Here is a 21,059-nt window from a genome sequence, read left to right on the forward strand (position 1 = left end):
TAGGAGGTGCGGCGGCGCGTGCTAAAGGAACAGCATATGTCAGCAAGGGAAGCCGTCATGGGCCACATCGATCCGACCAAGGAAGTGTTCGCGCAATTTCGGGCCAACGACCGGCCGGGCCCGATCCACATGCTCAATCTGGTCCGTCTGCGGGAACAAGCTGCCTATCCCGACGGCCGCAAGGCGTCAGGGGCTGAAGCCTATGCGGCGTATGGACGGGAAAGCGGGCCGGTGTTCGAGCGGCTCGGCGGGCGGATCGTCTGGCAGGGACGGTTCGAACTGATGCTGATCGGGCCGGCGGAAGAGCGCTGGGATCATTGCTTCATCGCCGAATATCCCAGTGTCGCCGCCTTCGCGGAAATGATCCGCGACCCTGTGTATCGCGAGGCGGTGAAGCACCGCCAGGCGGCGGTGGAGGATTCGCGGCTGGTCCGGCACGCGGTGCTGCCGGTCGGAAAGACGTTTGGGGAAATCCCGAAATAACAACGCACAAAAAATCGGCGGCCCCGAGGGACCGCCGATCATTCGTATCGATGGAAGTTGAGGCTAGCCCGCCGGGCCGGCGTCCTCGAGGATCGGGCCGAACAGTTCCCAACGCTCGCCGTTGAACTTCATCATCTGCAACTGCTTGTTGACGCGGTAGTCGTCGGGCCCGGTGTTGATCTTCATGCCCGGCAGGCCGAGGTCGAGTACGACGTCCTTCAACGAGGCCGCCTGCTTCATGACGTTTTCACGGGTCAGGTCATCGCCGCATTGTTTGAGTACCTGCACGAGCAGCTGAGCGGTCGAATAGCCGTAGGTATTCACCGTGTTCATCTTGTCGCCTTCCGGGAAGTATTTCGCCATGAAGTCGAGATACTTCTGCAGGCCCGGATCGCCCTTCCAGGTCGGATCGGCCGGATCCTTGCCATAGTTGACGCTGATCACGCCCTTCGACGCTTCGAGGCCTGCCGGCTGCAGCGTGGCGCTGACCGGGCTGGCGTTGATGTCGAGGATGTGGATCGGCTTCCAGGCGAGTTCGTGGATCTTCCGGATTGCCTGCGCCGCCTGCTTCGGCGTCGAGGCGCTGTAGAACAGGGTCGCGCCGGCGTCCTTGATCTTCAACACCTGCGAATCGATGGTCGGGTCGGAGACTTCGTAGGAAGACTCGGCCACGATCATCTTAGCCGCCTTGTCGCCCAGGCCCGCCTTCAGCCCGTTGACATAGTCCTTACCCAGATCGTCGTTCTGGTAGAGGATGCCGATCTTGGCATCCGGATGTTCTTTCAGAATGTACTTGCCGTAGATGCGACCCTCGACGAAGTAGTTCGGGTTGTAGCCCATGGTCCAGGGGAAGTTCTTGGGATCGGTGAACTTCGAGGCGCCGGTGGCGGCGAACAGCTGCGGCACCTTCTTGCCGTTGAGATATTTCTGCACGGCGGCGTTTGCCGCGGTTCCGATGACCTGGAAAGTGAGGAGGACTTCATCGCTCTCCACGAGCTTGCGGATCTGCTCGACCGTCTTCGGCGGGCTGTAAGCGTCGTCATACTGGATCAAATTGATCTTGCGGCCGTTGATGCCGCCCTGGTCGTTGATCATCTTCATGTAGGCGGCCTGCGTCTTGCCGATATTGGCATAGACGGAATAGGCGCCCGAGAACGGCACGGTCTGGCCGATCTTGATTTCGGTATCGGTCGCGCCGGTGTCGTATTTCTTCTGCGCGTAGGCCGACGAAGCCGACAGGGCGATCGCGAGCGCCGTGCCGGTGATCAAATGGAAAATACCATTCCTCATATTGCTCGTTTCCTCATGTGTTGATTGAGCCGATGATCTTGTCTTGGGACCTAATATGACCCGGTGGACGCCATCGCTGGTTGCAATAGTGGCGGAACGGATGCTGCAATGCAAGGCGATGCAAGCTGAAACGGTCCGGGATTTCTGGCTGGCGTGGGCAAGGTTAATTCGAGGGCAGCAATTGCTGTCTGCCCAAAAAGAATCCAATCGACATGTGCACGTTCCGAATGACACCACATTGGGCATTGGAGCCCGCACGGGATACCGAAAACGGACAACGATGCCGTGCGGAACACGGCATCGCCAGTTCCTCTCTGAACGAAGCGGCCCAGCCAGAACGGCCAGGCGTTTACGCCAACCAGAGCAGGATCAATGCGAGCGCCGCGGGCGCCGCCTGCACATACAAGATCCGACGGCTGACGGTCGCGGCGCCGTAGCTGCCTGCCACGATCACACAGAGCAGAAAGAATGCCTTGATCTGGAACGCGAAGCCCGGGTTTGGATGGACCAGGCCCCAGACCAGGCCGGCGGCGAGGAAGCCGTTATAGAGCCCTTGATTGGCGGCCAGCACCGCCGATTCCGTTGCCTTCTCGATCGTGTTGCGGAAGGTCTTCAGCCCCAGCGGCTTGGTCCAGAGAAACATCTCCAGCACCAGAAAATAGACATGCAGCGCGGCGACCACCGCGACCAGACAATTGGCGAAAAGCGTCATGTGGCGGCCCCCCAAAACCGACAGCGGAATTCGGGTGGACGCTAGCACGGTCAGCGTGAAAAGTGCGGCGGCGTGCCGATATTTTGCAGAGAATGATGAGGTCCGAAAACCGCGAGACAGGCGGGACGCGATATCAGATGCTTCGATCGAGCGACAGCGCGAGGAATCAATGGGAATGCGTACCGACAGAACATACGGCACCGTCAGCGTCATCAGGCGCAAGGAAATGAGCGGCCTGGAATTTGTCCAGGGGCTCGCGGATGGCACGCTGCCCCTCAACACGATCGCGCGCACACTGGGCTACGATGTCACCGAAGCCGCGAGCGGGCGCGTGGTCATCACCGCCGAACCGAGTGACGACCATCTCAATCCAGCCGGCACCGTGCACGGCGGCTTCTCGGCCACGCTGCTCGACAGCTGCATGGGGCTGGCCATTCAGTCGACCCTGGAGAAAGGTCTGGGATCGACGACGCTGGAGTTCAAGATTTCGCTGGTGCGACCGATTACGCCCGAGACCGGCACGATCAGGGCCGAGGGCATTGTGCTCAGCAGCGGCCGGCGGGTCGGCACCGCGGAAGGACGCATCACGGATAGCAAGGGACGTTTGCTTGCCCAGGGCACCACGACTTGCCTGATTTTCGAGAACTGAGCCGCGCATCCGCGCGCAAAGCGCGGGACATGCCCTGCACGATGGTGGATGATTTCCTGATGGATATGGACCGTACCGCTTGCTACCGCGCGATTTCGACCCGGGATATCAGGTTCGACGGGCGGCTTTTTGTCGGTGTCAAAACCACCGGCATCTATTGCCGGCCGATCTGTCCGGCGCGCACCCCGAAATTCGAGAACGTGTCGTTCTATGCTTCGGCGGCCGCAGCCCAGGAGGCCGGCTTCCGTCCCTGCCTGCGCTGCCGGCCGGAAGTGTCGCCTGACCTCGCGTTCTGGCGCGGCAGCTCCAATACGGTTTCGCGCGCGCTGGCATTGATCGAATCCGGCGGGCTCGATGGTGACGATGTAGAAGGTCTGGCTAATTGGCTCGGCGTCGGCGGGCGGCAATTGCGGCGGCTGTTCCGTCAACACGTCGGCGCTTCGCCGATTGCGGTGGCCCAAACCCGACGGGTGCTGCTTGCCAAGCAGTTGATCCACGAAACGCCGCTGCCGATGGCCGAGGTCGCCCTGGCGTCCGGCTTCAACAGCGTGCGCCGCTTCAACGAAACCTTTTTGGAACTGTTCGGACGTCCGCCGGCCGCGTTGCGGCGTTCCCGCGACAAGACCAGGCGTGAAGCCGGTGCGCTGTCGGTTCGTCTTCCGTATCGGCCGCCCTATGATTGGGACGCGATGCTGTCGTTCCTCAGCGCCCGCGCCATTCCCGGTGTCGAGATCGTTGCCGGCGATAGCTATCGCCGCACGATTGCGATCGGCGGCAAGTGCGGCGTGATCAGCGTCGTGCCCGCGCCGAAGAACCGGATCGACGTCCGCGTTCGCTTCCCCGAGATGGCGGCCTTGCCGCAGATCATCGCGCGGGTCCGCCGGGTGTTCGATCTCGCCGCCGATCCCGATACGATCGGCGCGCATCTCGCGCTCGACCCGAGCCTGGCGCCGCTGGTCGCGGCGCGGCCGGGCTTGCGAGTCCCCGGGGCATGGGACGGTTTCGAACTCGCGGTGCGCGCGATCTTCGGCCAGCAGATCACGGTTCCTGCCGCGACCAAACTGCTCGGCAAACTGGTGCAGGCCTTTGGCGATCCGCTGCCGCCTGCGATGACAGACAGCGAGGGTCTCAGCCATCTGTTTCCCTTTGCGGCGCGGATTGCTAGCTCCAATCTGGCAACGCTCGGGATGCCCGGTGCGCGGGCGATGGCGGTGACCTCGCTGGCGCAGGCGATCTCGGCCGATCCCGCGATATTCAGCCGCGGCGCCAGCCTTGAGGATGCGATCGTGAAATTGAGGGCGCTGCCGGGAATCGGCGAATGGACCGCGCAGTACATCGCCATGCGCGAGCTCCGCGAACCCGATGCGTTCCCCGCCGCCGACATTGGATTGCTCCGCGCGATGACCGACGGCGAAGGTCGGCGGCCGTCGCCTGCGGAATTGCTGACGCGCAGCGAGCGCTGGCGGCCGTGGCGCGCCTATGCGGCGTTGCATCTGTGGGCCGCGGGTGTACCGCATCCCGCCTTGTCCGGGAAAATCGATGAGCGCGAAGCCGCCTGAAACCTTCAATCTCGACCGGCTGCAAACGCCGATCGGAACCGCGTTGCTGGTGACCGATTCCGGCGGCGTGCTGCGTGCGCTGGATTGGGAAGAGCACGGGCCGCGCATGAAGGAGTTGCTGCGGCTGCAATATGGTCTGGTTGACCTGAAAGAGGTGCGGTCACCGAAAGAGTTGAGGGTGGCGCTGACAGGGTACTTCAAAGGCGATCTCGATCGCCTCAACGCGATCAAGTGGCGCGTTGCGGGTACGCCGTTCCAGCAAAAGGTCTGGACTGCATTGCCGAAGATACCTGCCGGCACAACGATGAGCTACGGCGCGCTGGCAGCCAAGCTGAACGCGCCAAAAGCCATGCGTGCGGTCGGTCATGCCAACGGCTCCAATCCGATCAGCGTCGTCGTGCCCTGTCATCGCCTGATCGGCGCCAACGGTGCGCTGGTCAAGTATGGCGGCGGGCTGGAGCGGAAGCGGTGGTTGCTGGAGCATGAGGGTGTAGTGATCGGCGCGTAATGGGCGTGCAATCTCTCAACGCGTCATTCCGGGATGCGCCTCTTGGCGCAGGCCCGGAATCCATACTCCCGATCTGGGTTATGGATTCCGGGCTCGCGCTACGCGCGCCCCGGAATGACGGAGACATGTCAGGTCCGTAAACCGCCAGACAGTCTGCCGCCACGCCCCTAGCGTCTCCCCACATTCCAACAAGGAGACGACCAATGACGGACGCAGAAATTCAGGAATTTGTGACGCGATTTGCCGCCGCCTGGGCGGCGCGGGACGGAAAGGCATTTCTCGATCTCTGGCACCCCGAAGGCTCGCTGCATACGCCGCTGGTGGGCCGGCGCGTGGCGGGCAACGAACTCGACCGGCTGATGGAAGTGCAGACCGCGGCGGCACCGGATTTCGTCTGGCAGTTGCTGGACTGGACCTCGCGCGGCGACGTCGTGATCATCGAATGGCAGACCACGCGCAACGTAGGCGGCGTCAGATTCGACTGGCGTGGCGTCGACAAGTTCCGCATCAAAAATGGCAAGATCATCGAGGAGCGGGTCTATACCGACACGGCGCCGCTGCGCGCGTTCCGCAAGGGCGAGAAGCTGGAGCCGATTACCCAGTTCTGAGAGAAGAGTGACGGATCACGCCGCCGGCTGGGCGGCGTTGTCCTCGCTCGCGAGCAGGTGCAGCAGCGCGCTCTTGATCGCGGCCTGCCGCGTCGGCGCAGTGATCTGCGCACCGAGCAGATCGGTGACGTAGAACACGTCGCGGGCGCGCTCGCCGAAGGTCGCGACATGGGCGGAGGCGATGTTGAGGTTGAGCTTCGAGATCGCCGTCGTCAGCTGGTACAGCAGACCCGGGCGGTCGAGGCCGGAGACCTCGATCACGGTGTAGCGGTCCGACCATTGATTGTTGATGGTGACTTCAGGCTCGACGACGAAGGGCCGCACCTTGCCGCGCGCGGCCGCCTTGCGCGCCACCACTTCGGGCAGGCGCAATTTGCCCTCCAGCACCTGCTCGATCATCTCGCCGATTCGCGTGGCGCGGCGGCCCTCGTCCTCGTCGCGGTCGTATTCGCGGGAGATGGCGATGGTGTCGAGCGCGCGCCCGTCGGTGGTGGTGTAGATCTGCGCGTCGACGATGTTGGCGCCCGCCGACGCGCAGGCGCCGGCGATGATCGACAGCAGCCAGGGATGGTCGGTCGCCAGGATCGTCAGTTCGGTGACGCCGCGCGCTTCGTCGAAGCCGACATTGATCGCAAGCTTGTGGCCGGCCTGTTCGCTGGCCCGCAGGAAACGCGCGTGGCGGATTTTTCGCGGTAGCTCTACCTTGAGCCAATAGGCCGGGTAATGCCGCGCGATATAGGCGTTGAGTTCCTGCTCCGGCCATTCGGTGAAGGCGGCGCGGAATTCGGACTGCGCCACCGCGATGCGCTGGGCGCGGTTCACTTCCGAGAACCCACCGGTCAGCACCGGCTCGGTTTCGTAATACAGCGTGCGCAGCAATTGCGCCTTCCAGCCGTTCCACACGCCCGGGCCGACGCCGCGGATGTCGGCGGTGGTGAGAATCGTCAGCAGCTTCATCTGCTCGACCGACTGCACCACGGCGGCGAAATTCTCAATCGTCTTGCGGTCCGACAGGTCGCGCGACTGCGCCACCGTCGACATGGTCAGATGCTCTTCAATCAGCCACGCCACCAGTTCGGTGTCGGCGGTGTTGAAGCCGAGCCGCGGGCACAGCCGCCGCGCCACCTTGGCGCCGGCGATCGAGTGGTCCTCGGGCCGGCCCTTGGCGATGTCGTGCAGCAGCGTGGTGATGTAGATCACCGCGCGATGCTCGGGCTGGATCTTGCGGAACAGATCGCTGGCGACTGTGAACTCGTCGTTGCCGCCGCGCTCGATGTCCTGCAGGAAGCCGACGCAGCGGATCAGATGCTCGTCCACCGTATAATGGTGGTACATGTTGAACTGCATCATCGACACGATCTTGCCGAAGGCGCGGATGAAGTGACCAAGCACGCCGGTCTCGTTCATGCGCCGCAGCACGGTCTCGGCGTTGTCGGACGTCAGGATCTCCATGAACAGAAGATTGGCTTCCGGATTTTCCCTTAAGCCGGTGTTGATCAGCTTCAGCGAGCGCGTCACCGTGCGCATCGCATCCGGATGAAAGGCGAGATTGTTCTTCTGTGCGAGGCGGAATATCCGGATCAGATTGACCGGATCGTGCTTGAAGACGTCGGGCGCCGCGAGATTGATGCGGTTGTTGTCGATGATGAAATCGTCGCTGTCGGGCACCCGCCGCCGCTTGATGCCGGGCCGGAACCGAGCCACGACGCGGCTCAAGACCGGCGCCGGCTTGGCCTGCTCGTCTTCCAGCTTGGCGCACAGGATCGCGGTGAGGTCGCCGACGTCCTTGGCGACCAGGAAGTAGTGCTTCATGAAGCGTTCGACATCCTGCATGCCGGGATGCGAGGTATAGCCGAGGCGGACCGCGATCTCGCGCTGCATGTCGAACGACAGTCGTTCTTCGGCGCGGCCGGAGACGAAGTGCAAATTGCAGCGCACCGACCACAGGAAGTCGGCGCAGCGGCGGAAGGTGCGGTATTCCTGCGCGTCGAACACGCCGCGCTCGACCAGTTCATCGGTCTCGCGCACGCGATAGACGTATTTCGCGATCCAAAAAAGTGTATGGAGGTCGCGGAGGCCACCCTTGCCGTCCTTGACATTGGGTTCGACCAGATAGCGCGACTGCCCGCCGCGGCGATGGCGTTCTTCGCGCTCGGCGAGCTTGGCGGTGACGAATTCAGCCGCGGTGCCCTGCACCACGTTCTTGTCGAAGCGCGCGACCAGTTCGTCGTAGAGCGGCTGGTCGCCGGTCAGGAACCGGGTTTCGAGGATGGCGGTGCGGATCGTCATGTCGCCGCGCGCCTGCCGGACCGATTCATCGACCGAACGCGTGGCGTGGCCGACCTTCAGTCCCATGTCCCACAGGCAATAGAGAATGGCTTCGGCGACCTGCTCGCCCCAGGCGGTCTGCTTGTAGGGCAGGATGAACAGCAGATCGATATCGGATTCCGGCGCCATCAGGCCGCGGCCATAACCGCCGGTGGCGACGACAGACATGCGCTCTTCGCCCGATCGGACATGCGAGCGATAGAGGTGCCGCGTGGCGGCGGAATAGAGAATGCGGATGATTTCATCCTGCACGAAACACAATCGCTCCGCGCAGCGGCGGCCGTGGCGGTCCTTCAGCAGCACGGCTTGCGCGGTTTTTCGCGCCGCGATCAACTCGGCCTTGAGCAATTGTGCCATCGCCGAGCGAAACACGTCCTCGCGGCCGGCATTTTTTTCGGCGAGCGCATCGATCGCGGCGGTGATCCGCGCGGTATCAAAACGATCATCCGCCACAGGGCGGTCCTCGGTCACAACGCTGTCCATGATCTATCCCGATATCGGACGGCGCAGACGCTGTCACGGATGATTGTGAGGCAACAGTGGTTCTATGCTGGATTCGCGCTGCTTTGGGTAAACCCGTTCTCAAGGCGCAGCTTTGGCGGCAGCTATTTTCTCGTTGACCTTGCGGTTTAACTCATTGAAATAAAAGACAGTTTTTTTGGGATATGAGGAGACGAGGGAATGTCCAGGATTTCACGGCGCGCGTTTGCTGCTGTTATCGCAGCCTCGACCTTGCTGCCCGGTGCGGCCTTCGCCGCCGACCCGCTCAAGGAAATTCGCATCGACTGGGCGACCTACAACCCGGTGTCGATGATCCTCAAGCAGAAGGGCCTGCTGGAAAAGGAGTTCGCCAAGGACGGCATCAACGTCGTCTGGGTGCAGTCGGCCGGTTCCAACAAGGCGCTCGAATTCCTCAACGCCGGATCGATCGACTTCGGATCGAGCGCGGGCTCGGCCGCTTTGGTCGCCAAGATCAACGGTAATCCGATCAAGTCGATCTATGTCTATTCGCGCCCCGAATGGACCGCGCTGGTGACATCAAAGGATTCCAAGATCGCCAGCATTGCCGACCTCAAGGGCAAGCGCGTCGCGGTGACGCGCGGCACCGATCCGCACATCTTCCTGGTGCGTGCGCTGCTCGGCGCGGGCCTCTCCGAAAAAGACATCACCCCGGTGCTGCTGCAGCACGCCGACGGCAAGACCGCACTGATCCGCGGCGACGTCGACGCCTGGGCGGGGCTCGATCCGATGATGGCGCAGGCCGAAGTCGAGGAGGGCGCCAAACTGTTCTTCCGCAAGCCCGACGCCAACACTTGGGGCATCCTCAATGTGCGCGAGCAGTTCCTGAAGGACTATCCGGACGCGGTTCGCCGCGTGCTCGCGGTATACGAAGAGGCGCGCAAATACTCGCTGGCCAATTACGACGACCTGAAGAAAACTTTCATCGGCATCACCAAGCTGCCGGACGCGGTCGTCGACAAGCAGCTCAAGGAGCGCACCGAACTGACCCACAGCCGCATCGGCGCACCGCAGCGCGAATCCATCCTCGCCGCCGGCCTCGCTTTGCAGCAGGCCGGCGTCGTTGCCGCCACGGTCGACGTCAAGGCGACGCTGGATGCGCTGATCGACGATCAGGTCCCGCTGCCGACGAATTGAGGTTTTCACCCTCCCCTGGAGGGGTCCGAGACGAGCGAAGCTCGCTCGTGGGTCGACGCTCATGAAATGAGCGGCGGGGTGGGGTGACGGTCTTTCCACTCGAACGGTCTCCGAGTTGAGAGACCGTCACCCCACCCCGTCTCGCATTTCGCTTCGCTCCATGCGAGCCGACCCTCCCCCTCCAGGGGAGGGTAAGCCGCCACCTTGCAATCCCTCGAAAGACGCGTTCTTGCTATGGCCATGACCGTTGAACTGCCAGCGCTGGAACGGACCGATGCGATGACGCCAAAAGCGTCGTCGGCGCGCCTGCGGCGTTATGCGGGGCCGGCGCTGGGGCTGCTGCTGCCGGTGGGACTCGCGCTGGCCTGGGAAATCGCGGTCTGGGCAGGCTTTTCCAACGGCCGGCTGGTGCCGCCGCCGACCAAAATCTTCGCCACCATGGTGGAACTCGCCAGGAGCGGCGAGCTGTCGCGCCATATCATCGCGACGCTGAGCCGGGTCGCCTCGGGTTTTGTCATCGGTGTCGTCGCCGGCACGTTGTTCGGCGCGATCTCCGGCTATTGGGGACTGGCGCGGCGGCTGCTCGATCCGACGGTGCAGGCGTTGCGCGCTATACCGTCGATCGCCTGGGTGCCGCTGTTCATCCTGTGGCTCGGTATTTTCGAAACCTCGAAGGTTGCGCTGATCGCGGTCGGGGTGTTCTTTCCGGTCTATCTCGGCGTGATGGGCGCGATCCTCTCGGTCGACCGCAAGATCGTCGAGGTCGGCCGCACGTTCCGGCTCAGTGGCCCGGCGATGATCCGCCGCATCCTGTTGCCCGCGGTGCTGCCGGCCTATGTCGTGGCGCTGCGCGTCGGCCTTGGCCTCGGCTGGATGTTCGTCGTCGCCGCCGAATTCATGGGCGCCTCCGAAGGGCTCGGCTATCTCCTGATCGACGGCCAGCAGCTCGGCAAGCCGGCGCAGATCGTCGCCGCGATCGTGATCTTCGCGATTCTGGGCAAGACCACCGACTGGCTGATCGAGATCGCCACCGCGCCGCTGCTGCGCTGGCAGGATGCGTTCGGCGGCAAGAGCGGAGCGGCCTGATGCTCGCACTCGATCGCGTTGGCAAAACCTATCCGAACGGCGTCCATGCACTGGAGCGGTTCTCCGCCGACATCAAGCTCGGCGAGATCGTCGCCATCATCGGCGGCTCCGGCTGTGGCAAGTCGACCTTGCTGCGCGCCATCGCCGGCCTCGACCGCGCCACCACGGGCACGGTGACGCTGGACGACATTGCAATTACTGCCCCGCACGCAAAAATCGGCATCATCTTCCAGGAGCCGCGGCTGCTGCCGTGGCTCAGCGTCGCCGACAATATCGGTTTCGGCCTTTCTGAGTTGTCCGCCGCCGCGCGACGCGAAAAGGTCGCGCGTGCATTGGATCGGGTTGGCCTCGCGGATAAGGCCAGCGCCTGGCCGCGCGAATTGTCCGGCGGGCAGGCGCAGCGGGTCGCGATCGCCCGCGCGCTGGTGCCGCAGCCGGAAGTGCTGCTGCTGGACGAGCCGTTTTCGGCGCTCGATGCCTTCACGCGACGGGACCTGCAGGACCATCTGCTCGATCTCTGGAACGATACAAGGCCAACGCTCATGCTGGTGACGCATGACGTCGATGAGGCCGTGGTGCTGGCGGATCGCGTGCTTGTGATGCGGCCGCGGCCGGGACGGCTGTTCGAGGAGATCAAGATCAATCTGGCGCGGCCGCGCGACCGTAATTCGCCGCACTTCGACAATTTCAAGCGCCGCGTGCTGACCGCGCTGGATCGCTCGCTCGACCGCAATGTGCCCGACGCCGATGCCAAATCGACCACCGGCGAGGCGATGTGGTGGTGACATCGGCTCCATAAGGCTTTAAATCCGGACGTACAAAAACAGCCGGGAGAAAAAAATGGACGCCGCCGAACTCCGTGCGATGCAGGCCCCGATCAAGGAGCGCTACAAGTCCGATCCCTCAGCCGCCGTCATCACGCTCAAAGCCAAGGGCTCGATCGACAATGAAGGCCTTACCTGCAAGGTCGAAACCGGCCGTGCGCTGGCCGTTGCAGGCCTGCATCCCGCCACCGGCGGTTCCGGGCTTGAGCTGTGTTCCGGCGACATGCTGCTGGAAGCGCTCGTCGCCTGCGCCGGCGTGACGCTGAAGTCGGTGGCGACCGCGGTCGAAATTCCGCTCAAGAGCGGCCACGTCATCGCCGAGGGCGATCTCGATTTCCGCGGCACGCTCGGCGTCGACAAGGAAGCCCCGGTCGGTTTCGCCGAAATCCGTCTGCGCTTCGACGTCGAGACCGACGCACCGCAGGACAAGCTCGATCTCTTGCTAAAGCTCACCGAGCGTTATTGCGTGGTCTATCAGACCATCCGGAACGGCCCGAAGGTCGCGGTGTCGATGAAGCGGGTGTAGCCCCGCGTGTTCTTACCCTCCCCTGGAGGGGGAGGGTCGACGCTCATGAAATGAGCGGCGGGGTGGGGTGACAGTCTCTCCACGCGAGCGGTCGCCAAGTTGAGAGACCGTCACCCCACCCCGTCTCACACTTCGCTACGCTCCATGTGAGCCGACCCTCTCCCTCCAGGGGAGGGTAAGAAGCGGCCCGGCTTTAAATGTCTCCCGAATCCATCTTCCTCCTGACGCTCGTCCTGCGCATGGTGATAACAGCGGCGTTCGTGGTGACGGCGTCCATCATCACCGAGAAGTCAGGCCCGGTGATCGGCGCGCTGATCGCGACATTGCCGATTTCGGCGGGGCCGTCCTATGTGTTTCTCGCGCTCGATCATGACGCGGCCTTCATCGCCGAAGGTGCGCTGGCGAGCCTGCCGATCAACGCCGCGACGATCTTTATGGGGCTGACCTATGTCGTGCTGGCGCAGCGCCGGAGCGCGGTCGTCAGTTGCCTTTCCGCGGTCGCGGTGTGGATCGCACTTGCCTCGATCATTCGCTCGGTGCCCTGGACGCTGGCCAGTGGCCTGGTCGTCAATGCCATCGCCTTTGCGATCTGCGTGCCGCTGCTGGCGCGCTACCGTCACGTCAAGATGCCGCCGGTCACGCGGCGCTGGTACGACATCCCCCTGCGTGCCTCGCTGGTTGCGACCCTGGTTGCGACCGTGGTCACGACGTCAGGCTGGGTCGGTCCGAAAATCAGCGGCATCATCGCGCTGTTTCCGATCGTGTTCACCTCGATGATGCTGATCCTGCACCCGCGCATCGGCGGCCCACCGACCGCAGCCGTGCTCGCCAACAGCGCCTGGGGCTTGATCGGTTTGGGCCTTGCGATTGCGGTGTTGCATGTTGCCGCATTGCAGTTCGGGTCGGTGATCGGGCTGAGCCTCGGGCTCGCGACCTGCGTCTCTTGGAATCTGGCGCTGTGGTGGAAGGGACGGCGGAAGGCTGTGCGATGACGATCCCTGCTGTAATCCGAGTTGCAACATGGATTTACTGCGGCCAAATTGGTGAGTGCGTCCACCTTTGCCGAGAGCGGAACCGATGAGCCAATCCGAGGAGCTTTCGGCATATATGACCTTCGGACGAAGCGAGTGGGCAGCGTTACGCTTCAACACACCGCTGACGCTCTCCGAAGCGGACCTCACGGCACTTCGCGGCCTGAACGAGCCGATCACGTCAGACGAAGTCGCCGACATATACTTGCCGCTAGCTCGGCTGCTGAACCTTCATTTCACTGCGGCGCGTAGCCTTGCACATGTCAAGAGTGCGTTCCTGGGCCGCGCACCGCACAGCGCGCCTTATATCGTCGCGTTGGCGGGCAGTGTTGCGGTTGGCAAGAGCACGTTTGCCCGCGTGCTTTGCGCGCTTTTGGCGCGGTGGCCGGACCATCGCCGGGTCGAACTCGTTACCACTGACGGGTTCCTGCATGCCAACCGGGTTCTGGAGGAACGAGGGCTGATGCGACGGAAGGGCTTTCCTGAGAGTTACGACCTGCCGAGAATGCTGCGGTTCCTGTCGGCGGTGAAAGCGGGCAGGGGCGATCTTGAACTGCCAGGGTACTCGCATCTGATCGGGGATATCGTGCCTTCGGAGCATCAGGTCGTTCGGCATCCGGACATCTTGATGTTTGAGGGCCTCAACGTGCTGCATGCGCGCGGCACGGCGCCCATGGTCGTTTCTGACTTCTTCGACTTTTCGATCTACCTGGATGCTGACGAGGTCGACATCCAGTCGTGGTACGTCGAGCGCTTTCTCAGTTTGCAGCGGACCGCCTTCCAGCAGCCCGCCTCATACTTCCACCACTACAGGGATTTGCCACCAAGCGATGCGCGGGAGGTCGCGAACAGGCTGTGGCGTGAGCATCATCGCGCAAATCTCCGTGAGAACATTCTGCCTACCCGCACACGTGCCGATGTCGTGCTCCGCAAGCGTTCCGATCACTCGGTTGGTGAGGTCTGGTTGCGAGAGACATAGGCGGCGGTATCAGGCATTTCGTCGCCGGTTCGGAAGATTGCTAGTTACCGCCGCCGCGCGACCCGCTAGGTTGGCGGCAGAGCAGAACTGGGGCGTGCGGTGGAGGGATTGTACAAGGTCGAGTACGACATCAATGAGGGCTCCGGCCGCAGCGTGCTCTACGCCCAGGCCGGAACGATGCTTGGCGGCAATACGGCATTCGCCCATTTCGGCAGCTACCAGATCGTGGACGGTGAAATCGTCGCCAGGCTCAGGACCCGGCGCCACAGCGCATCGCCCCGCCCTAGATCGCTGGTCAGTTCCGACCAGGTCACGCTCAGTATACGCGGCAGGGCAGAGGGCCAGGCCTATCGCTTCGCGGGTGAAGTGGTGGAGGACGCCGGCTCGGTGTTTCGCGCGCTCATGACGCCGCTCGGCAATGACGACATTCCGCCGCCCGGTATAGTCGGCGACGGCGGCATCGTCAGCGGACTCTACTCGATCGACATCCGGATGCTGGACGGCCTTGCCGGCGGGCATACCGGGGTGATGCTGCTGCATGACGGCCGGATTCTCGGCGGCGACGCGTTTTTCTATTATCTCGGGGCCTATAGTTCGGCGAACGGCAGCTGGAAGGGCGAGTTCGTCAATCAGGAACACACCCCGGCGAAGGCCGAGCATCCGCTGTTCGGCGGTTATGAAGTCGGCATCGGTTTCTCAGGGCGCTGCGACGCCAACGGTGCTGAAATGGAGGCAACCGCGTTGGCCGGCAAGCGCAGCATCCGCCTCGCCGCCACGCTGAAGTTGATCCAGCCGTTCGCCGACGTGGGCCGCTAGCCCGCTGCGCCCCAAGGCAGTCTCCATTGAATGACGCCAAACAGCCGCAAATACAGCAGCGTTGTCGCCGCCAGCGAGACCAATGCCACCGCCAACGGCACGCTCGGCGGCGGCGTCCGCCAGTCGCGTGAATCCTGCAACAGGATCAGCGGCAGCAGCGGCAGTGCGATCAATCCGAGAAACACGAAGATCCGCCAGCCGCCTTCAAACAGGGCCGAGATCAACAGCAGCACGGGCGGCGCGCCGTACACCAGCGCGATCCACGCGAACGCTTTCGCGGCGCGCCTCAAGCCTTGCGTTCTTTCGCCAGCGTCGTGAGCCGATACAGCGCATCCAGCGCTTCGCGCGGCGACATCTCATCCGGATGCAGCGCCTTCACGGCGGCGAGCAACTGCTCCGCCTCGCTCGGCGGTGCGGGTTCGGCAGCCGCGCGCGAGGGCACCGCGAACAGCGGGAGATCATCGGCCAAGGCGCGCGCGGTTTGGCCACGATCCTGGGCCTCGAGCTTTGCCAGCACCGATTTGGCGCGCGCGATCACGGCTGGCGGCAGGCCGGCGAGTTTGGCGACCTGGATGCCGTAGGAGCGATCGGCCGAACCGGGCAGCACCTCGTGCAGGAACACGACGTCGCCCTGCCATTCCTTGACGCGCACCGTGGCGTTGAACATCCGCGGCAGCTTGGCTGAGAGCGCGGTCAGCTCATGATAATGCGTCGCGAACAGCGCACGGCAGCGGTTGCTTTCGTGCAGGTGCTCGATCGCGGCCCATGCGATCGACAGGCCGTCGAAGGTCGCGGTGCCGCGGCCGATTTCGTCGAGGATCACAAGCGAGCGCTCGCTGGCCTGATTCAAAATCACGGCGGTCTCTACCATTTCCACCATGAAGGTCGAACGCCCGCGTGCGAGGTCGTCGGCGGCGCCGACGCGCGAGAACAACCGGTCGACGACGCCGATCCGCGCGCGCGAGGCCGGCACGTAGCTGCCGATCTGCGCCAGCAGGGCGATCAGTGCGTTCTGGCGCAGGAAGGTCGATTTACCCGCCATGTTCGGGCCGGTAATCAGCCAGATCTGGCCGGATTTTTGGCCCGGCCCGGGCGAAAGATCGCAGGCATTGGCGATGAACGGCTGGCCGTCGCGCTTCAGCGCGGCTTCCACCACGGGATGGCGGCCGCCCTCGACGGCAAAACCGAGCGAGCCATCGACCTCGGGCCGCACGTAATTGTCGTCGACCGCAAGTTTTGCCAGCGCGGTTGCGACATCGAGCAGCGCAAACGCGTGCGCCGCGGCGCGCAGATCGTCGCTGGCGGCAAGCGCGATGACCGATAGCCGCTCGAAGATTTCCAATTCCAGGTTGAGCGCGCGGTCGCCGGCATTGGCGATCTTGGCTTCAATCTCGCCAAGTTCGGCGGTGGTGAAGCGAACCTGGCCCGCCAGCGTCTGGCGATGGATGAAGGTCGCGTTCAAGGGCGCGGTCATCAGCTTGTCACCGTGCTGCGCCGTCACCTCGACGAAATAGCCCAGCACATTGTTGTGACGGATTTTGAGGCCCTTGATGCCGGTGTCGTCGGCATAGCGGGCCTGCATCGCGGCGACCACGAGACGCGATGCATCGCGCAGATTGCGGCTCTCGTCGAGGGCGGGCTCATAGCCTTCGCGGACGAAGCCGCCATCGCGCTTGATCAGCGGCAATTGCTCGGCGAGCGCCCGTTCGAATTCGCGCGCCAGATCGCGCGAGGGACGGCGCAGCGCCTCCATCACGGCTGATATCTCGGCCGGCGGCGCATCCAGTTGCGCCAGTCGCGCCAGCGCCTGGTCCGCGGCGAGGATGCCGTCGCGCAGCCCAGCCAGATCGCGCGGGCCGCCGCGGCCCACCGACAATCGCGCCAGCGCGCGCGACATGTCAGGCGCCGCGCGCAGCGTGGTGCGGATACCCTCGCGCGCAAAGCTGTCGGCGACGAAAGTGGCGATGGCGTCCAGACGCCGCGCGATCGCAGCGCTGTCGGTGAGCGGCGCCGCGAGGCGCTGCGCCAGCAGCCGTGATCCCGCCGCGGTGACGGTGCAGTCGATTGCATCGAGCAGCGAGCCGCGCCGCTCGCCCGCCAGCGTACGCGTCAATTCAAGATTGGCCCGGGTCGCGGGGTCGATCGCCATCGTGGTGCCGGCGGCCTCGCGCGACGGCGGCGACAGCGGTGGGCGCTTTCCAACTTGCGTGCGGTCGATATAGGTCACGGCGGCGGCCGCCGCGGTCGCTTCCAGCCGCGACATCGCGGAAAGGCCGTCCATGGTGGCGACCGCGAAATAATCACACAGCCGTCGTTCCGCGGTAGCGCCGTCGAAGACGTCGCGGGTCAGCGGCGTCACCGCCGGCAGTTCGCGCAGCAGGGCGCCGAGATCAGCATCGCCATAGAGCGCGTCGGTGACGATGACTTCATTCGGATTGATCCGCGCCAAGGTGGCTGCGACCTCGGCGGTCGAGCATTCCGTGACCATGAATTCGGAGGTCGAGATATCGATCCAGGCAAGGCCAATGCGGTCGCCGCCGCTTGATCCCCGCGCCCGCGCGATCGCCAGCAGGTAATTATTGGTCTTGGCGTCGAGCAGGGTGTCTTCGGTCAGCGTGCCCGGTGTGACGAGCCGCACCACGCCGCGGCTCACCACGCTCTTGTTGCCGCGCGCGCGTGCGGCGGCGGGATTCTCGGTCTGCTCGCACACCGCGACGCGATGACCGGCATTGATCAAGCGATGCAGGTAATCCTCGGAGCGCTCCACCGGCACGCCGCACATCGGGATATCCATGCCCTGATGCTTGCCGCGTTTTGTCAGCACGATGCCGAGCGTCCTGGAAGCGATCTCGGCGTCCTCGAAGAACAGCTCATAGAAATCGCCCATCCGGTAGAACAGCAGCAGCCCGGGATGGCCGGCCTTGATCTCAAGGTATTGTTCCATCATCGGCGTGACGCGCGCGGGCGCGTCGGTCGCTGGTGTTGCCTCTGGGGGCGGGGGTGCGGAGATGTTTTGCTGGATCGTCATTGCGGGGCGGAAACTACAAAATTCCGGCGTCTGATCCTATTGCTTTGCCCCGAGAATCCACGTTTTCCCCCGTCGTCCCGGGGAAGCGAAGCGCGACCTCAGATGCGCAATTGCGCATCGGGGGACCCATACGCCGCGGCCTCTCGGCAGGACCCCGGTGGTGGACGCCTTTTTCTGACAATTTCCGCCGCGGAGTATGGGTCCCCGGCGTTCGCCGGGACGACGAGTGTCAATTGACCTCTCGCGGCGCCGCTCCTAAAACTCGCCATCAATTCAGTGGGGTCAACGGCCCAAACGCGGCGTTCAGGGAGAGATTCAATGCGTGATGTGTTCATTTGCGATGCCGTACGGACACCGATCGGCCGTTTTGGCGGTTCGCTCGCCAAGGTGCGCGCCGACGATCTGGCCGCCGCCCCGATCAAGGCGCTGATGGCCAAGCATCCCAATCTCGACTGGAAAGCGGTCGATGAGGTGTTTTTCGGCTGCGCCAATCAGGCCGGCGAGGACAACCGCAATGTGGCGCGCATGGCGCTGCTGCTCGCGGGTATGCCGGACTCGGTTCCCGGCCAGACCCTCAACCGTCTTTGTGCATCGGGCCTCGATGCGGTCGGTGCCGGCGGCCGCGCGATCCGCGCAGGCGAGATCGATCTCGCCATTGCCGGCGGCGTCGAATCGATGACCCGGGCGCCGTTCGTGATGGGCAAGGCGCCGGAAGCGTTTTCACGCTCTGCCGATATTTTCGACACCACCATCGGCTGGCGCTTCATCAATCCCTTGATGAAGGCGCAATACGGCGTCGACGCGATGCCGGAGACCGGCGAGAACGTTGCAGAGGAATTCCAGGTGTCGCGCGCCGATCAGGACGCGATGGCAATCCGCTCGCAGCAGCGTGCGGGCGCTGCGATCGCGGCCGGCTATTTCGCGGAAGAAATCACCCCCGTTTCGGTGCCCGGCGGCAAGGCCGGCCCGATCACCGTCGACAAGGACGAGCATCCGCGCCCTGAAACCACGCTCGAAGGTCTGACAAAACTGAAGCCGATCGTGCGCAATCCCGGCACGGTGACGGCGGGCAATGCGTCCGGCGTCAATGACGGCGCCGCCGCGATGATCCTCGCCTCCGAAGCTGCCGTGAAAAAGCACGGCTTGACGCCGCGGGCGCGCATCCTCGGGCTGGCGTCGGCTGCGGTGCCGCCGCGCATCATGGGCATCGGCCCGGTGCCGGCGACCCGCAAGCTGATGGAGCGGCTCGGCATCAAGATCAGCGATTTCGATCTGATCGAACTCAATGAAGCTTTCGCCTCGCAGGGCATCGCCGTGCTCAGGCAATTGGGCGTCAAGGACGATGCCGATTTCGTCAATCCGCATGGCGGCGCCATCGCGCTCGGCCATCCGCTCGGCATGAGCGGCGCGCGGCTGGCGATGACGGCGGTGCACGGCATGGAGAAGCGCGGCGGCAAGCTTGCCTTGGCAACTATGTGCGTCGGCGTTGGTCAGGGCGTCGCGATGGCGATCGAAAAGATCAATTGATGCAATGGGTTGGGAGGGTGCAAAAACACCCTTCCCCGAATTAGTTATGTCATATAATGATCTGGGCGGCAGGTTCACCGGCTAGGCCAGGGAGGAATTCGTCATGACATTATCCTATCCGCTGCAAAGCTTGACGTCGCATCCGCCGCAGCTGTCACCCGGCTACAAGAGCACGGTGAAGCGCTCGCCCACCAAGCCGCTGATCCCGATGCGGCATACGCTGTCGGAACTGACCGGACCGGTCTACGGCCACGAGACGGTGCGCGAAAACGACAACGACCTCACGCTCCAGGGCAAGGGCGAGCCGCTCGGCGAACGCATCATCGTGCACGGCCATGTGCTGGATGAAGACGGCCGCGGCGTGCCCAATACGCTGGTCGAGCTGTGGCAGGCCAATGCCTGCGGCCGCTATATCCATGTCGTCGATCAGCATCCGGCGCCGCTCGATCCGAATTTCACCGGTGCCGGCCGTACGCAGTCGGATAGCGAAGGCTATTACCGCTTCGTCACCATCAAGCCCGGCGCCTATCCCTGGGGCAACCATCACAACGCCTGGCGCCCGGCCCATATCCATTTCTCGGTATTCGGGCATTCCTTCGTCTCGCGGCTGGTGACGCAGATGTATTTCCCCGGCGATCCGCTATTCCCGTTCGATCCGATCTTCAATTCGGTGACCGACGAGAAGGCGCGTAACCGGATGGTGTCCGATTTCGACCTGGAAAACACCAAGCCGGATTGGGCGCTGTGCTACCGCTTCAACATTGTGCTGCGCGGGCGCAACGCCACGCCGATGGAGACCAAGTAAGTGTCCAAGGCCCAGAACAAGCCGGATGGCGTTACCCCGTCACAGACCGTCGGCCCGTATTTCGCCTATGGCCTGACATCGAACGGCAAGTATGACTGGAACGACGCCTTCTCCAACAATCTGGTGACGGCGGATACGTCGGGCGAGCGCGTCCGCGTCGAGGGCCGGGTGTTCGACGGTGACGGCAAGCCGATGGTGGATTGCATGCTGGAGATCTGGCAGGCCGATGCGCAAGGCCGCTTCTCCGATCCGCAGGACAAGCGGGCGCTGCCCAACTCATCCTTCAAGGGATTCGGCCGCTGCGGCACCGATGCCGACGGCGGCTATGCCTTCGACACCATCAAGCCGGGCACGGTGCCCGATCCCGATGGCAAGCCGCAGGCGCCGCATCTCGTGCTCGCGCTGTTCGCGCGCGGCATGCTGCTGCATCTCTACACGCGGATCTATTTCGACGGCGAGGCCGCCAATGCCGCCGATCCCGTGCTGGCGCTGGTACCGATCGACCGCCGCGCCACGCTGATCGCCCAGCGTGCGAATTGCAATCCCAGCGCAGTCTATCGGTTCGACGTCCATTTGCAGGGCGATGACGAGACCGTGTTCTTCGACGTCTAAGCGCGGCGCCGTCGCGGCCGCAAGGAGCGCGG

Annotated in this window: 20 protein-coding genes; 15 read left to right on the top strand and 5 right to left on the bottom strand. The window is 63.8% G+C overall.

The genetic code is table 11. The features are described 5' to 3' along the window. The first annotated feature begins 57 nt into the window (after positions 1-57). On the top strand, positions 58-483 hold the full coding sequence (locus JQ597_RS28200; protein WP_212268794.1) for a DUF1330 domain-containing protein: 426 nt from the start codon (positions 58-60) through the stop codon (positions 481-483). Between the two features lie 63 nt (positions 484-546). On the opposite strand, the gene JQ597_RS28205 is transcribed toward JQ597_RS28200, so the two are convergent. Beyond that, positions 547-1,773, bottom strand: coding sequence for an ABC transporter substrate-binding protein (locus tag JQ597_RS28205; RefSeq protein WP_212268747.1), 1,227 nt, complete (start codon positions 1,771-1,773; stop codon positions 547-549). A 349-nt stretch (positions 1,774-2,122) separates the two neighbouring features. Beyond that, positions 2,123-2,485: a DUF1304 domain-containing protein gene (locus JQ597_RS28210; protein ID WP_212268748.1), complete on the bottom strand. Its 363-nt coding sequence runs from the start codon at positions 2,483-2,485 to the stop codon at positions 2,123-2,125. Between the two features lie 226 nt (positions 2,486-2,711). On the opposite strand from JQ597_RS28210, the gene JQ597_RS28215 reads away from it, so the two are divergent. The 4 genes from JQ597_RS28215 (at position 2,712) to JQ597_RS28235 (ending at position 5,809) form a co-directional block, all read left to right on the top strand. Further along, positions 2,712-3,134, top strand: coding sequence for a PaaI family thioesterase (locus JQ597_RS28215; protein WP_249146597.1), 423 nt, complete (start codon positions 2,712-2,714; stop codon positions 3,132-3,134). Beyond that, a complete protein-coding gene (locus tag JQ597_RS38350; RefSeq protein ID WP_349628892.1) occupies positions 3,113-4,693 on the top strand; it encodes a DNA-3-methyladenine glycosylase 2 family protein in 1,581 nt (526 codons plus the stop codon). Before JQ597_RS28215 ends, JQ597_RS38350 begins: the two co-directional genes overlap by 22 nt. Beyond that, entirely contained in the window at positions 4,674-5,201 is a 528-nt protein-coding gene (locus JQ597_RS28230) for a methylated-DNA--[protein]-cysteine S-methyltransferase (RefSeq protein WP_212268750.1), read from the top strand. Before JQ597_RS38350 ends, JQ597_RS28230 begins: the two co-directional genes overlap by 20 nt. Before the next feature lie 203 nt (positions 5,202-5,404). Then, positions 5,405-5,809 (top strand): nuclear transport factor 2 family protein, encoded by a 405-nt coding sequence (locus JQ597_RS28235; protein WP_212268751.1) that lies wholly within the window; start codon positions 5,405-5,407, stop codon positions 5,807-5,809. Positions 5,810-5,824: 15 nt separating this feature from the next. Here JQ597_RS28235 and JQ597_RS28240 read toward each other — a convergent pair whose 3' ends face one another. Further along, entirely contained in the window at positions 5,825-8,620 is a 2,796-nt protein-coding gene (locus JQ597_RS28240) for a [protein-PII] uridylyltransferase (RefSeq protein WP_211995513.1), read from the bottom strand. A gap of 198 nt (positions 8,621-8,818) precedes the next feature. Between JQ597_RS28240 and JQ597_RS28245 the strand changes: the two genes are divergently transcribed. The 7 genes from JQ597_RS28245 to JQ597_RS28275 all read left to right on the top strand — a co-directional run bounded on the left by JQ597_RS28245 (position 8,819) and on the right by JQ597_RS28275 (position 15,055). Continuing rightward, a complete protein-coding gene (locus JQ597_RS28245; RefSeq protein ID WP_212268752.1) occupies positions 8,819-9,793 on the top strand; it encodes an aliphatic sulfonate ABC transporter substrate-binding protein in 975 nt (324 codons plus the stop codon). 234 nt (positions 9,794-10,027) lie between these two features. Beyond that, positions 10,028-10,879: an ABC transporter permease gene (locus JQ597_RS28250; RefSeq protein WP_212268753.1), complete on the top strand. Its 852-nt coding sequence runs from the start codon at positions 10,028-10,030 to the stop codon at positions 10,877-10,879. Then, the gene (locus JQ597_RS28255) at positions 10,879-11,664 is read left to right on the top strand and encodes an ABC transporter ATP-binding protein (protein ID WP_212268754.1); all 786 of its coding nucleotides are present in this window, start codon (positions 10,879-10,881) and stop codon (positions 11,662-11,664) included. Before JQ597_RS28250 ends, JQ597_RS28255 begins: the two co-directional genes overlap by 1 nt. 55 nt (positions 11,665-11,719) lie before the next feature. Continuing rightward, entirely contained in the window at positions 11,720-12,229 is a 510-nt protein-coding gene (locus tag JQ597_RS28260; protein ID WP_192736401.1) for an OsmC family protein, read from the top strand. A gap of 197 nt (positions 12,230-12,426) precedes the next feature. Continuing rightward, positions 12,427-13,221 carry a hypothetical protein gene (locus tag JQ597_RS28265; protein ID WP_212268755.1) on the top strand — a complete coding sequence of 265 codons (795 nt, stop codon included), beginning with the start codon at positions 12,427-12,429 and terminating at the stop codon, positions 13,219-13,221. An 85-nt stretch (positions 13,222-13,306) separates the two neighbouring features. Further along, positions 13,307-14,239 carry a type I pantothenate kinase gene (gene coaA, locus JQ597_RS28270; protein WP_212268756.1) on the top strand — a complete coding sequence of 311 codons (933 nt, stop codon included), beginning with the start codon at positions 13,307-13,309 and terminating at the stop codon, positions 14,237-14,239. Between the two features lie 99 nt (positions 14,240-14,338). Next, a complete protein-coding gene (locus JQ597_RS28275) occupies positions 14,339-15,055 on the top strand; it encodes a GrlR family regulatory protein (protein WP_212268757.1) in 717 nt (238 codons plus the stop codon). On the opposite strand, the gene JQ597_RS28280 is transcribed toward JQ597_RS28275, so the two are convergent. Together JQ597_RS28280 and mutS are read right to left on the bottom strand one after the other, a co-directional pair. Then, positions 15,052-15,345 (bottom strand): hypothetical protein, encoded by a 294-nt coding sequence (locus JQ597_RS28280; protein ID WP_212268758.1) that lies wholly within the window; start codon positions 15,343-15,345, stop codon positions 15,052-15,054. The genes JQ597_RS28275 and JQ597_RS28280 overlap by 4 nt on opposite strands. Further along, on the bottom strand, positions 15,342-18,083 hold the full coding sequence (mutS, locus tag JQ597_RS28285; RefSeq protein WP_212268759.1) for a DNA mismatch repair protein MutS: 2,742 nt from the start codon (positions 18,081-18,083) through the stop codon (positions 15,342-15,344). Before mutS ends, JQ597_RS28280 begins: the two co-directional genes overlap by 4 nt. A 318-nt stretch (positions 18,084-18,401) precedes the next feature. Between mutS and pcaF the strand changes: the two genes are divergently transcribed. The 3 genes from pcaF (at position 18,402) to pcaG (ending at position 21,027) form a co-directional block, all read left to right on the top strand. Next, positions 18,402-19,610 (top strand): 3-oxoadipyl-CoA thiolase, encoded by a 1,209-nt coding sequence (gene pcaF / locus JQ597_RS28290; protein ID WP_192736406.1) that lies wholly within the window; start codon positions 18,402-18,404, stop codon positions 19,608-19,610. 103 nt (positions 19,611-19,713) lie between these two features. Continuing rightward, complete coding sequence (gene pcaH / locus JQ597_RS28295; protein ID WP_212268760.1) at positions 19,714-20,415, top strand: protocatechuate 3,4-dioxygenase subunit beta; 702 nt, start codon at positions 19,714-19,716, stop codon at positions 20,413-20,415. Then, complete coding sequence (gene pcaG, locus JQ597_RS28300; protein WP_212268761.1) at positions 20,416-21,027, top strand: protocatechuate 3,4-dioxygenase subunit alpha; 612 nt, start codon at positions 20,416-20,418, stop codon at positions 21,025-21,027. Positions 21,028-21,059: the final 32 nt, after the last annotated feature.

Origin of the sequence: Bradyrhizobium sp. AUGA SZCCT0177 (genome assembly GCF_018130125.1) — a bacterium.
Lineage (GTDB): Bacteria > Pseudomonadota > Alphaproteobacteria > Rhizobiales > Xanthobacteraceae > Bradyrhizobium.